The sequence below is a fragment of the Aestuariibius insulae genome, from assembly GCF_040783535.2.
GTDB lineage: Bacteria > Pseudomonadota > Alphaproteobacteria > Rhodobacterales > Rhodobacteraceae > Aestuariibius > Aestuariibius insulae.
This window is the reverse complement of record NZ_JBFONW020000005.1, coordinates 255,569-268,168: the sequence shown is the minus strand read 5'-3', so window position 1 is coordinate 268,168 and position 12,600 is coordinate 255,569. Positions and strand designations below refer to the sequence as shown.

General features: G+C 56.5%; 16 protein-coding genes. 7 read left to right on the top strand and 9 right to left on the bottom strand.

What is annotated here, in order from left to right; translation table 11 throughout:
* Positions 1–47: 47 nt before the first annotated feature.
* Positions 48–977, bottom strand: coding sequence for an AEC family transporter (locus AAD018_RS15205; protein ID WP_367315324.1), 930 nt, complete (start codon positions 975–977; stop codon positions 48–50).
* A 288-nt stretch (positions 978–1,265) separates the two neighbouring features.
* Between AAD018_RS15205 and AAD018_RS15200 the strand changes: the two genes are divergently transcribed.
* Both AAD018_RS15200 and AAD018_RS15195 read left to right on the top strand, forming a co-directional pair.
* Complete coding sequence (locus AAD018_RS15200; protein WP_367315325.1) at positions 1,266–1,481, top strand: hypothetical protein; 216 nt, start codon at positions 1,266–1,268, stop codon at positions 1,479–1,481.
* An 88-nt stretch (positions 1,482–1,569) separates the two neighbouring features.
* The gene (locus tag AAD018_RS15195) at positions 1,570–2,184 is read left to right on the top strand and encodes a TetR/AcrR family transcriptional regulator (RefSeq protein WP_412005289.1); all 615 of its coding nucleotides are present in this window, start codon (positions 1,570–1,572) and stop codon (positions 2,182–2,184) included.
* Here AAD018_RS15195 and AAD018_RS15190 read toward each other — a convergent pair.
* The 3 genes from AAD018_RS15190 to AAD018_RS15180 form a co-directional block, all read right to left on the bottom strand.
* Complete coding sequence (locus AAD018_RS15190; RefSeq protein ID WP_367315327.1) at positions 2,181–2,894, bottom strand: NYN domain-containing protein; 714 nt, start codon at positions 2,892–2,894, stop codon at positions 2,181–2,183. The genes AAD018_RS15195 and AAD018_RS15190 overlap by 4 nt on opposite strands.
* Before the next feature lie 99 nt (positions 2,895–2,993).
* Entirely contained in the window at positions 2,994–3,473 is a 480-nt protein-coding gene (locus AAD018_RS15185; protein ID WP_367315328.1) for a GNAT family N-acetyltransferase, read from the bottom strand.
* A complete protein-coding gene (locus AAD018_RS15180) occupies positions 3,470–4,582 on the bottom strand; it encodes an S-(hydroxymethyl)glutathione dehydrogenase/class III alcohol dehydrogenase (protein ID WP_367315329.1) in 1,113 nt (370 codons plus the stop codon). The genes AAD018_RS15185 and AAD018_RS15180 overlap by 4 nt, the downstream gene beginning before the upstream one ends.
* A gap of 96 nt (positions 4,583–4,678) precedes the next feature.
* On the opposite strand from AAD018_RS15180, the gene AAD018_RS15175 reads away from it, so the two are divergent.
* From AAD018_RS15175 to AAD018_RS15165, 3 genes are all read left to right on the top strand, one after another.
* Positions 4,679–4,963 carry an I78 family peptidase inhibitor gene (locus tag AAD018_RS15175; RefSeq protein ID WP_367315330.1) on the top strand — a complete coding sequence of 95 codons (285 nt, stop codon included), beginning with the start codon at positions 4,679–4,681 and terminating at the stop codon, positions 4,961–4,963.
* Positions 4,964–5,016: 53 nt separating this feature from the next.
* Entirely contained in the window at positions 5,017–5,226 is a 210-nt protein-coding gene (locus AAD018_RS15170) for an I78 family peptidase inhibitor (protein WP_367315331.1), read from the top strand.
* A gap of 80 nt (positions 5,227–5,306) precedes the next feature.
* Complete coding sequence (locus AAD018_RS15165) at positions 5,307–5,639, top strand: DUF2794 domain-containing protein (RefSeq protein ID WP_367315567.1); 333 nt, start codon at positions 5,307–5,309, stop codon at positions 5,637–5,639.
* Positions 5,640–5,641: 2 nt separating this feature from the next.
* On the opposite strand, the gene AAD018_RS15160 is transcribed toward AAD018_RS15165, so the two are convergent.
* The 3 genes from AAD018_RS15160 to AAD018_RS15150 all read right to left on the bottom strand — a co-directional run bounded on the left by AAD018_RS15160 (position 5,642) and on the right by AAD018_RS15150 (position 8,245).
* Entirely contained in the window at positions 5,642–6,400 is a 759-nt protein-coding gene (locus AAD018_RS15160; RefSeq protein WP_367315332.1) for a C40 family peptidase, read from the bottom strand.
* The gene (locus tag AAD018_RS15155) at positions 6,397–7,776 is read right to left on the bottom strand and encodes a leucyl aminopeptidase family protein (RefSeq protein ID WP_367315333.1); all 1,380 of its coding nucleotides are present in this window, start codon (positions 7,774–7,776) and stop codon (positions 6,397–6,399) included. The genes AAD018_RS15160 and AAD018_RS15155 overlap by 4 nt, the downstream gene beginning before the upstream one ends.
* Before the next feature lie 85 nt (positions 7,777–7,861).
* Positions 7,862–8,245: a hypothetical protein gene (locus AAD018_RS15150; protein WP_367315334.1), complete on the bottom strand. Its 384-nt coding sequence runs from the start codon at positions 8,243–8,245 to the stop codon at positions 7,862–7,864.
* Between the two features lie 141 nt (positions 8,246–8,386).
* Here AAD018_RS15150 and AAD018_RS15145 point away from each other — a divergent pair, with 141 nt between their 5' ends.
* Positions 8,387–9,034 (top strand): carbonic anhydrase, encoded by a 648-nt coding sequence (locus AAD018_RS15145; protein WP_367315335.1) that lies wholly within the window; start codon positions 8,387–8,389, stop codon positions 9,032–9,034.
* 80 nt (positions 9,035–9,114) lie between these two features.
* The gene (locus tag AAD018_RS15140) at positions 9,115–9,774 is read left to right on the top strand and encodes a hypothetical protein (protein WP_367315336.1); all 660 of its coding nucleotides are present in this window, start codon (positions 9,115–9,117) and stop codon (positions 9,772–9,774) included.
* A 15-nt stretch (positions 9,775–9,789) separates the two neighbouring features.
* On the opposite strand, the gene AAD018_RS15135 is transcribed toward AAD018_RS15140, so the two are convergent.
* On the bottom strand, positions 9,790–10,812 hold the full coding sequence (locus tag AAD018_RS15135; RefSeq protein WP_367315337.1) for an aspartate-semialdehyde dehydrogenase: 1,023 nt from the start codon (positions 10,810–10,812) through the stop codon (positions 9,790–9,792).
* A 391-nt stretch (positions 10,813–11,203) separates the two neighbouring features.
* Positions 11,204–12,448: a lytic murein transglycosylase gene (locus tag AAD018_RS15130; protein WP_367315338.1), complete on the bottom strand. Its 1,245-nt coding sequence runs from the start codon at positions 12,446–12,448 to the stop codon at positions 11,204–11,206.
* Positions 12,449–12,600 lie beyond the last annotated feature (152 nt).

Below are 12,600 nucleotides of genomic sequence, written 5' to 3'. Positions count from 1 at the left end.
GGCGTTCCGGTGTTGCTTTTGCGCAGATACTCAGGGTCATCGCTAGCCTAGGGCCCCAGCGTTGTCACCCATGCAATCACGACAGGTAGGCTGGCAACACTCAGAACCGTAGAAACAAGGATCGCAGCGGAGACGCGGGCCGGGGCAACTTGGTAGTGCTGAGCCAGAATGTAGACATTTCCTGCCACAGGAAGGGCCGCCGCGGCGATCATAATGGCGGCGGCGCTTTGCGAGACGGGAAACAGGATCAAAGCGCAGATCGCAACGGCACCGGGATGCAAAACCAGCTTGCAGAAAGTAAGCCAGCCCGCGACGCTGATCCGCTCTGCTGACTTGGAGGCGAGGGATGCACCGATCGCAAAAAGGGCGCCGGGCGTTGCGGCAGCCCCGAGAAGCGTTAGGAACTCGTTCATCGGTGCCGGTATGGGAATATCGAGAGCCGACCAGGCAAGGCCGAGCGAAATCGAGACGATCATGGGGTTTCTTATCAGCCCAAGCAGCGCCGACGCGAAGACATTCGCCTGCTTTTCCTGCCCGCCACCGACAAGGATGACGATAAGGCTTCCGAAAACGATCAGATCGACGGCAAGAACCAACATGACAGGCCCGATCGCCTGATCGCCAAGCAGGAGAGCAAGCATCGGTATGCCAAGAAAGCCGACATTTCCAATCACGGCGCATTGTGCTTCGACAGCCGCCTCCCGCAGACCGCGCTTTCGGACCAGCGCAACGATCGTGGCGACAAGATAGATGGCCGTCGTTCCCAGCAGATAGGCAGACACAAAGGTCCAATCGAGAATGTCAGACAGGCTGAGATTGGCGGAAAATCGGAACAGCATCGCGGATAGCGCGAAGTAGAAAACGAACTTTGTTAAGTAGGCTGTCGCTTCCGCAGTGAAGAAACGGGTCCGCGCGGCTCCGTAGCCGAGGGCGATCAATGCAAAGAAGGGGAGGGTTTTGAGGAAGACCTGAAGCATTACAGATCCGATAGCTGCAAGGCATTGCAAGTCCAAGGGAAAAGGGTCTCTGGATAGAGAACAGTATCCCGAAGGCTCAGGGATAACTGCAATGGAAGAGGTAGAGAGCTTGGATTGCTCGCAATCAGCTTCTTGATCCAGGGACCGATTGATCGGGATCCTAGATGACCGCAAAAAAAATGCGGTATTGAACCGTTCCGTTCACTTTTGGCTGGACAGCAAATCACGATGATGTAGTGTCGAGATATGAACTGAACTGTTCAGTTTTTACCTTCAAAGGAGAACATCATGCACCGTTTTCACGTAGTAGCCGCCGGCCTGTTGTTTGTTGTTCCATCTCTCGTTTCGGCAGCGCCGTTTACTGTCGAGAGTGTTTCGACCCAAACGAGTCCCGCTGCGGGCTGCAAGCAAATCGAACTTGCCGTGGGTCTTAGTCCTTCGGAATGCGGTACGAAAACCGACGCAGAACTCGCTGAGATGATGCTTGATAAAGGCGACGAGTGATCAATCGGCAATTGACGTTGCGCGAGGCAAGACAGGGAGAAGCGGCCTTGTCTTGCGTGAAATGAACCGCTTCGTCTATATACATCCGATGACTTTAGTTGATCCACCTGCCCGTAAGGGTCGAAAGATGGACCAGGTGCTCGAGGGCGCGCGTACGGTTTTTCTCTCAGACGGTTTCGAGGGGGCAAGCGTTGACGACATCGCGAAGACGGCGGGTGTCTCCAAGGCGACCCTCTACAGCTACTTCCCGGACAAGAAGCTGCTATTCCTCGAAATCGCACGTCTTGAATGCACGCGGATGGCCGAAGACCACGATCACGCCTTTAGTCCGGACCGCGACGTCAGACATGTGCTTCATGAGATGGGCGTCGAGATGATGACTCTCATCACCTCAGATTTCGGGCTGAACGTGTTCCGGATCTGCGTCGCCGAAAGCGACCGATTTCCTGAACTGGGACAGCAATTCTACGAAAACGGACCAATGAAGGTCCGGGCGGTGATGATTGAATATCTCGAGGCAAAGATCGAGGACGGCACACTCGCGATCGAGGACTGTGCGCTGGCTGCCGATCAGTTTGCGGAGATGTGCAAGGCGGACATCTTTCCCTCGATGATCTTCGGCGTGGGGCGGGTCACGAAGGACCGCATCACCTACGTGGTCAAGGAGGCTGTCGAGACATTCATGGCTCGATACGGCGCCTAGTCGATGCGTCTTACCAGAAGCTGATTGTCGTCTCCCCGCTTTGTCTCGAACGTCTTGATGTCCTTGATAAGATCGCTGAGCTTTTTGTGTCCGTATGTGCGGGTATCGAAATCGGGACTAGCGGCCGTAATGTACTGACCAAGCGGACCAAGAGCGTACCATTCATCGTCTTGACCGATCAAATCCATGGCGCGCGTAACCAAATCGCGCGCCTCGTTCGCAGCCTTTGTTTTGCGCCGCTCGGTTTTTGGACTTTCGGATCGGGGCGACGTCCCAGCCAGGTTCTCCAGAAAGATAAAGCGTTTGCAGGCCTTGCGGAATGCCTCCGGCGTCTTCTGCTGTCCTATCCCATAGACATCTAGACCCTGTTCACGGACCCGGCTGGCCAATCGGGTGAAGTCGCTATCTGACGAGACAAGCACGAAGCCATTAAAACGTCCGGAATGCAGAAGATCCATCGCATCTATGACAAGCGAGATGTCGGACGCATTCTTGCCGACCGTATTTGCCGGAGAGTGCAGTGGAACCAGTCCATGGTCGGCCTGAACCTTGTTCCACCCCGACATCTGCTGCGACGAGAAATCCCCATAGCATCGGCGGACCGAAGCTTCACCAAGAGACGCAATCTCCTCGAATATTGCTCCGGCATATTTTGGCGACGTGTTATCTGCATCGATCAAAACGGCGAGGAGAGGACGGTCGGCGGGCATATGGGGACTTTCTGGCGAGATTATTTGTCTCGGCTTCTATAGCCTTCTCTCCGTGAGGTGACCACAACGACTGGCGTCCCGAATGGGGCGGCTTCGATCTTACAGGTCGCGCATCATGACGAGTGCATCCACGAACCGGCCATCGGGAAGCTGAAAGGCTTTGGGCAGGCGCCCTACGACATCAAAGCCAGCGCGAAGCCAAAGATCGACGGCCCGGTCATTGCTGGCCACGACGAAGTTGAATTGCATCGCCCTGAAACCCTGCCTTTTCGCGGTTTCCATTGCATGGTTCAGCATCGCTCTCGCGATGCCTTTGCCTCGAGCTGCGGCCGCTGTCACGAAGGCGGCGTTGCAAATATGGGCTCCTCCGCCGCCTTGATTGGCTTTTAGATAGTAAGTGCCGAGCGGCGCCTCATCCTCGGCGAGGAAGACGCTGTGATCCGGACTTTGCCAATAGGCCAAAGCGTCCTGCCGCGAGATAGTCGGATCGATGGCATAAGTATCACCCGCCCGAAAGACAGGCTCGAGCATGTTCCAGATTGAACCTGCATCCTCAGGCTTGACGGGACGAATTCTCAATAGAGAACAACCGATCGGATGGATTTGCCTTCATGCATAAGGTCGAACCCCTTGTTGATGTCCGAAAGCGGCATCGTGTGGGTGATCATCGGATCTATTTCGATCTTGCCATCCATATACCAATCGACAATCTGCGGCACATCTGTCCGACCTCTGGCGCCGCCAAAGGCCGTCCCGCGCCAAACGCGTCCCGTGACAAGCTGGAAAGGACGTGTCGCAATCTCGGCCCCAGCGGGAGCGACGCCGATGATGATGCTTTCACCCCAACCTTTGTGTGCGCATTCGAGCGCCGTGCGCATGACCTCGACATTTCCAGTTGCGTCAAACGTATAGTCGGCACCACCCCCGGTGAAGTCGACAAGATAAGGGGCGAGGGGACCGTCGACCTCGTTCGGATTGATGAAGTCGGTCATTCCAAACCGGGTCGCCATCTCCACCTTGGTGTCGTTCAGGTCGACGCCCACGATCCGGTCCGCCCCGGCAAGCCGCAGACCCTGTATGACATTCAGCCCGATCCCGCCAAGACCGAAGACAATAGCGGTCGATCCGATCTCGACCTTCCCGGTATTTATGACGGCGCCGATACCGGTGGTGACGCCGCACCCGATGTAGCAGATCTTGTCGAATGGCGCATCAGACCGAACCTTTGCCAAAGCGATTTCTGGCAAGACCGTATGATTGGAAAAGGTCGAACACCCCATGTAATGCCGGATTGGCGTGCCATTGGTCATGGCAAAACGCGATGTGCCGTCGGGCATGAGGCCCTGACCTTGAGTGGACCGGATCGCCTGGCAAAGGTTGGTCTTGGGGTTCAGGCAATAGTCGCATTCGCGACATTCCGGAGTATAGAGCGGGATCACATGATCCCCTGGTTTGAGCGAAGTCACACCCGGCCCAACCTCTTGGACAATACCTGCGCCCTCATGGCCTAGGATTGCGGGGAAGAGCCCTTCAGGATCGGCTCCGGAGAGAGTGAACTCGTCCGTGTGACAGATCCCGGTCGCTTTTATCTCGACCAGTACTTCTCCGGCCTTCGGACCCTCCAAAGTCACGTCCATGACCTCGAGCGGCTTGCCCGCCTCGAGCGCGACAGCGGCTGTTGTACGCATCTCGGATCCCTCCCTGATTTAGGCCGAAAGGTGGGGGATTGCCGATCGCTGCGCAAGGGGCTTGACCGCCCGGGCCTCTGGTCCACTTATGCCAGCATGAAACATCTGATCCCAATTTTCCTTTTGGCGCTGGCGGCTTGCGAGCCCGCGCCTTCGGTGACCGGAGATGTCGAAGGTCTGGATAAGCTCACGCCCGATACCTGCGGTGCTGAAGATTATCAAACTCTCGTTGGCCAGAATATCGCATCCGCGACCTTTCCGGCGGATCTGAACGACCGCGTCATCCGGCCCGGTGATATTGTAACGCAGGAGTATCGGCCGGACCGGGTCAATTTCCGGGTAAATGACACAGGGGTGATCCAATCCGTCACCTGTGGCTGATCGCTGTTGTCGCCGTAGCTGGATGCGGTCCAACGAATGGACCGACCTCTCGCATGTCCGCGCCCGAGGATCTCTCTGCCTGCGCTGCAGAACCCTATCGCGGCCTTGTCGGCCAGAACGAAGACCGTCTTGAGACGACGCTGATCCTGGCGCCAGTTCGGGTCATTCGGCCGGGAACGGTAGTAAATTGGCCTCCCCTGACGAGCCGTATCAACTTCGAGATTTCGGAAGACGGTCAAGTCACCCGCATTTTTTGCGGGTAGGATCCTGCCCTATCGCCATCTCTGCCACATAGCATGTCTTGATCTGAGCGACGTTTACGGCAACTCTGCCTCTCATGGACATGTCGAGCGTGACGCCGTTCCCCGGACGGCCCTCTACCGTAGCGTTTCATCGCACGGAGTTAAGCCTGATCCTGTCTCTTTACGGGCGCATGGTGGCGGCAGGCGAATGGCGTGACTACGGTATTTCACATCTGAAAGATCTCGCGGTCTTCGCTGTTTTTAGGCGAACTGCCGAGCATCCGCTTTACCGCATTGAAAAACGGCCGAAGCTTCGAAATCGGCAGGGGCAGTATGCTGTGATCGGACCGGAAGGACAGATCCTCAAACGCGGAAATGATCTGCGGGCCGTTCTGCGCGTTCTCGAGCGCAAGCTCATTCGGGTCGTGGAATAGCTCTAGAGACGCTTTCTCGCCGTAACGGACCCGTCCCCCTGCGTTTCGATCCTTTTGATTGCAGACCCCAATGGCTCATAGGCAGTTGCCATATGATGTGCATTGGCATGGATCAGGGTACGGTCGTCTACCATCCAACCGACGTGACCCTCCCAGAACACGAGATCGCCGCGCCGCAGATCGTCTACTGGGCTGCCGAGTTCAGCCTCCTGCTGATCACTGTCGCCGGGGCATGGGATATCGCATGCAAGGCACGCCATTTGCACAAGTGCCGAACAATCAAGACCGAAGGCGGAATTGCCGCCCCAAAGATAAGGCGTGCCAAAGAAAGTCTGGGCGACAGTAACTGGGTCCTGAAACGGCCGATCGAGCGGGCGAAGATGGGGCTTGGGAACGAAGCCGACGTCAGTTTCAAAGAATTTGGGCCGTTCGTCCAATACCCTGAGGTGTGTGCCAAAGCCGAAATGGCCAAGTTCAGCGGTCTTCATATCTGGTTCGGGATAGGCATGGGTGGCGCGGACCGACACTCTGTGGGTTGGAGCGTTCAGATCGGCAAGGTCACTGCTACGAATGAAGCCGGTATATCCGTCCCGCAAAGCTGTGACCTCGGTCCAATCGCCTCTGTTGTCGTGCTCGGTGACGGACTCCCCTCGCTGCAGCTGGCGGTCGCGCGGTCCGCCATGCGAACGGCAAAGATCGGTCAACTGCGTCGCGCGCCGGGTCGGCCCGTCCCCAAGCTGTCGTTGGCGCGGATCGGTCACGGGAGAAGATCCGGCAGCGCATCGAACAAGGCGCGGGCCCCTTGGCCAACACCTCCTTTCGGCCGTGCAGGTGCGGATGAGGGCTGCCAGCCATAGATGTCGAAATGCATGTAGCGGGGATGATCGGTGAAGCGACGGAGAAATAAGGCAGCGGTGATCGAGCCTGCAAAGCCACCCGCGGGAGCGTTATCGAGATCTGCGATACCCGGTTCGATCAGAGCTTCATAAGGGTCATGGAATGGCATGCGCCAAACCGGATCTCGGACCTTTAGGGCAGAGCTGGCCAGCACTTCTGCATCGGGATCGTGATCTGTATAGAACGGCGCAAGATCCGGACCGACCGCCACGCGAGCAGCGCCGGTGAGGGTGGCCATCGAGATAAGCAGATCCGGCTCTTCCTCGGAAGCATAGGCCAAAGCATCAGCAAGGACGAGCCGACCTTCGGCATCGGTGTTGTTGATCTCGACCGTCAGTCCTTTGCGCGAGGTCAGGATATCGCCTGGCCGCATCGCGTCATCGGAGATGGAGTTCTCAACGGCCGGGATCAGCACGCGGAGGCGGAGTTTCATGCTCAGCGACATTATTGTGGATGCGAGCCCCAGAACCGTTGCGGCGCCTCCCATGTCCTTCTTCATCAAGCCCATGGACCGTCCGGGTTTGATATTCAGACCGCCTGTGTCAAAGCACACGCCTTTGCCCACAAGCGTAAGAGACGGGCCTTCGGATCCCCAGCGCATATCAATGAGGCGAGGGGCCTGATCGGCAGCACGGCCGACGGCGTGGATCATCGGAAAATCATTCTCCAGCAAATCATCGCCTACAATGACCGAGATATCCGCTCCGTGCTTGTTGGCAAGATCACGTATAGCCTGTTCAAGGTCATCGGGGCCCATATCGGAGGCTGGAGTGTTAATGAGATCCCGCGTGAGAGCCTCGCCGTTTGCAATCGCTTCGATACGGGCGGCGTCAACGTCGTCTGGAGCTACGAGGCGAGCTTGCGGCGGGCGTTTTCCGGCATATCGATCGAACCGGTAGGACGCGAGAAGCCAGCCCAAGGCCGCTTCGTCCAGCGCCTTGCCTGACAGACCATCGGCCAGCGAATAAAGACCCGCAGGGAGCGCATCTGCGACTGCAGCCATCGCAAACCTTTGTCTTCGCTGCTCCGTCTCATCACCTAGGCCAGCAAGAGCTACTGTAATTGCCCCGCCCGACCCCGGAATTGCCAAGGCCGCCCCGAAGGATCCTTTGTAATCGTGAGCTTCCGCCCAGTTCGTCGCGCTATCTCCAAGATGAGCAAGGACATCCGCAAGGGTGGCAGGTGTCACTGGATGAAGCGGTATGACAGCTTCATTTGGCGGTTCAAAACTAAGTGGCATACGGTAGGGATCCTTTGACGGGCTACGTCTCAGGGTAGAGGCCGGAACTTTCGCTGCAAGTCAGAACCGCACCTTAAAGGACCGCTTATGCGCCTTCGAGATGTTCGGGGTCCTCAAGGGCATTCAATGATCTCTGCGAAATACGTCCGAGGCGGGCCACGGTTGCACCAATGGCAACTCCATCTTCGGACCTGCAGGCGCTAACAACCGCGCAGGCTGCACTCGCCAGACTGGCGAGCCCGATGCGACATGCCGCGTTTGAAATGGCAAGGGAGAGTGTTTCGACTAAATCCAGTTCACGCTCTTCATGGGCTTGATGGAGGGCGTAAAGATCCGCACGCAGATCCCGGATAGTGCGTTCCATCGTCTCGGCACCCGCATCACGCCCTAGCTCTTCCATAAGAGAACCCAAGCGGTCCAGATCGACATCGATCCGGTCCGCTGGTTGCAGGCGGATCACTTCGGTCATGGGATACCTTCTTCGCTTGTATTGATAAGAGTTCCTGACCTGCTGAGGTTCCGATTCGGTTTATCCGACCTCGAAATCTCTTTCGTCTTTCAGTCAAATGCCCCATATCGAGCGAACTCAAAGCGAGCAGAGATGTCATCCATGGATCACGCCAAACCTCTTCCCGGATACCTTGTTCAACGCTACGAGGGCTGGAAAGCCACGACTTTCAAAGAGAACGCGTCTTGGTATCGCCACTTGGCAGAGGCGGGTCAGCATCCCCGTGCGATGGTCATTTCCTGCTGCGACAGCCGGGTTCATGTCACATCGATCTTTGGGGCGGATCAGGGCGAATTCTTTATCCATCGCAACATCGCAAACCTCGTTCCGCCCTATAAGCCGAACGGTGACTATCATGGGACATCTGCGGCGGTAGAATATGCTGTCACGACGCTGAAAGTCGCGCATCTCATCGTGCTAGGCCATTCCAGTTGTGGCGGCGTTGCAGGCTGTGACGCGATGTGCTCAGGCGCCGCCCCGGAACTGGAAAGCGAAACCAGCTTTGTTGGTCGCTGGATGGATATCCTAAGACCTGGCTACGAGCGGGTGAAGTTGATCGAGGATCCGGAGCTTCGGGTCGGGGCGCTCGAGAAGGAGGCAGTGATTATCTCTTTGGAGAACCTGATGACGTTCCCCTTCGTGAAGACAGCGGTCGAGGAAGACCGGCTTACCTTGCACGGCCTGTGGGTAAATATCGGCGAAGGCGATCTTGAAGCGTACAGGCCTGAAGATGGGTTTTACGACATCTAGATTTCGGAGCCCGATTAACACAGGCTTCAGAATTTACTGCCATACGGTCGGCGTGACCCGCAACAGGGATAAGAAACGTCATGCCGAAATTTACCTTGAATGGTCTTGAGCTCACCTCGAATACAGGTGGGGCCGTCCGCGAGCTCACGAATGCAACGCTCATGATCGAACCACGAGATGCCGCGGGCAATTTCTCCTTAAGATATGTCGAAGGCCAGTCGCAGCAGGCGCAGGTCACCGCCGCACCCTGTCTCATGGTCTATACGGCGAATGGTCCAAACAACGGGCTGCTGCCCAAGGATATGGAGATGTTCAACCTGTCATGGGAGGACGGCATCGCCACGATCCTTGCCGTAACATTTCAGGACGAGGATGTTGAAGCAGACGGTATCTTTTCGATCGCAGGCGATCCTCTTCCATCGTTCGAAAATGCTGAGGCTTTGGACCTCTTTCTGAGTGAGGCAACGCTTGCGGTCAGGCCTGGATCAGGTGAATTCGAAATCGATCTTGCTGGCGCACCAGGCGTTGAAGTCACCCCGACGGTCATCGAAGACGAGGAGGAAGATTTTGTTTTTCTTGCCTCATGGACCGATGAGCCGGATGAAAATGCGGTCCTCGAACTTGAGCTTCAGCATGCTGATAGCGATGTTGAGGAGATATTGGAGGCTTCTGATGATGCGGTGCTTGATACCATTCCTATAGATATCGGTTTTGATCCATCGGATGATGGATTGCTGTAGCGGGCAAGTCCGTCTCTAGCCTTTCTTAAGAAAGCGGCTCCCCAGAAGTTCGGCAATCTGTACTGCGTTCAAGGCGGCACCCTTCCGCAGATTGTCCGAAACGCACCAAAGGTTCAGGCCGTTATCGATAGTCGAATCCTGACGAATGCGGCTGATAAAGGTCGCAAAATCACCTACGCATTCGGTTGGGCTCACGTAGCCGCCGTCTTCGCGCTTGTCTATGACCATCACGCCAGGTGCTTCGCGTAGAATATCGCGCGCCTCTTCCTCATCGAGAAAGTCCTCGAATTCGATATTGATTGCTTCCGAATGACCCACAAAAACGGGAACACGTACGCACGTTGCCGTGACTTTGATGGAGGGATCTACGATCTTCTTCGTCTCGGCCACCATCTTCCATTCTTCTTGGGTTGACCCATCCTCCATGAAACCCCCTATGTGCGGGATAACATTGAAAGCGATCTGTTTGGTAAATGTCGTCGCCGGTTTGTCATCGGTCGGGTTGTAGATCGACTTCGTTTGGTCCCAAAGCTCGTCAATACCGTCCTTTCCCGCGCCCGAGACAGACTGATAGGTCGATACGACCACGCGCTTGATACGGGTGCGATCGTGGAGCGGTTTGAGTGCGACAACCATTTGCGCTGTCGAACAGTTCGGATTGGCGATGATGTTCTTCTTGGAATAGCCCTCGATAGCGTCAGCGTTTATTTCGGGTACGATCAGGGGAACGTCCGGATCATAGCGGTACAGCGATGAGTTATCGATGACGACGCAGCCGGCCTTGGCCGCCCGCGGGGCCTGATCCTTGGTTGCATCGGATCCAACCGCAAAAAGAGCAATATCCCATCCCGCAAAATCAAAAGTCGCAAGATCTTGGGTTTTCAGCGTTGTATCGCCAAAGCTAACCTCGCTGCCGAGAGACCGGCGCGATGCGAGCGCTGCGATCTCGTCGACAGGAAAGGCCCGTTCGGACAGAATATTAAGCATTTCGCGACCAACATTCCCGGTCGCGCCAACAACGGCGATCTTGTAACCCATGAGAAATCCCTGATGTGATCGCAGGGGTCATAGCGATCTGTCGCCAGCTCTGAAAGAGGCAATCGCCAAAAGCAAACGGGGCGCGGACAAACCGCACCCCGTTGGAAACCTAAGAACCGTTTACGCTACCCCACATCAGACTATCGCAAGAGAGGTAGAGTTGGGTCAATTAGGCGATCTGGCGCTCTCAGGTTTGTGATTTTCGCTAAGGTCGCAGGCGGTCAGGTTGGTGCTCACTTCCGGTAGAAAGGACTCTCTTCAGAGCCTATTCCGTCGCTCTTTATCCGATATTCCGGCAATTGCCCCTTTGAGGTCGCAAGGCTCAGATCATTACCGATAAGCCCGATTCGATACATAGGCGTCTAAGCTATACAAGTTCGTTTCGTCCGCCTCAGGACGACAGACGGCGCAGTAGGCTGGCGGATGGTTGTCCATTTACAGGAAGACCAGCAGCCTGCTGATATGCGCGAATAGCTGCCTCACTCTTTGGACCGATTACACCGTCGGTTCCTCCAGTATCGTACCCAGCAGCGGTCAGACGACGCTGAAGGTCGCGCCGCATATCGATCGTCAGACCGAACCGGTCAGGTGGAAACTCGGCGATAAGGCCAGATCCACCTCTAATCCGCTGGGATAGGTAGCTCACACCAAGGGCGTAGTTTTCCGAGTTGTTGTACCTTAGCAGGACGCTGAAATTCCGGTACACAAGGAACGCCGGGCCAGCAGGACCGGAGGGGATCAGGATCGATGCGCTTCCATGGTCAGGCAAAGTCGTACCGGTAGCGGTTTTGACGCCCGATCCGATCCATGCATCCGTGCTGCGCCGCGTATTTCGACCGGTCAAGCTGGGTGCAAATCCCTGTGGCAGACGAACTTCGATTGCAGCTGGTCGTCCTCTTTGCCAACCGGATCGTGAAAGATAAGCGGCCGCTGATGCCAGTCCATCGGTCGGATCATCCGACCAGATATCCCGTCGGCCATCTCCTTCGAAATCCACGCCGTAGGTTTCAAAGGTTGTCGGGATGAACTGCGTATGTCCCATAGCGCCGGCCCAACTGCCGGTCATTCGAGCCGCGTCGATATCTCCATTTTGCAGGATCCTGAGAGCAGCCATTAGCTGCTGTTCAAAGAACCTGCCCCGTCGCCCATCGAAGGCGAGTGTAGATGTCGCTGAGATAACCGGAATCGATCCGCGCCGAACGCCGTAGTTGCTTTCTACCCCCCAGATCGCGGCAACGACGTCAGCCGCTACGCCATAGCGAGCCTCAATTTGCGCGAGTAGAGATTGTTGTCTTTGAAACGCACGTCTGCCTTGGGCGACCTTTTCTTCGGACGCGACAATGGCGAGGTAGTCTTCGAAGGACCGGCGGAACTCGGTTTGATTTCGGTCCCGCTCCACTACGCCCGGGAGATACCCCGCCCCACGGAACGCGGCATCAAGCGTGGCTGGAGCAATCCCCCGTTCGATCGCGCGGCTGCGGAAGGCTGCGATCCAAGCGTCATATGCGGGATTTGGCGCGGGACGGAGAGCTGGATCTTCAGAAGTGGAAGCGACCTGTGATCCGCCAACCGGTGCGCAGCCCGATAATGCCACCGCCGCAGCGCTGAGAAGTGCCGATCTTCGTGTCATGTGCATGGAGTTCGATCCTTCGCCTGCCTTTTCCAAGAGTGTCGCGTCGGACAGCAGGTGTTGCAAGGCTGGCCTCTCTGGCATGGCGTAAGTATTCGATCGGCTGAAGGATAATGCCTCTCCTGACGGAAAAAATGCGCCGATTTTCGCTGCGACGG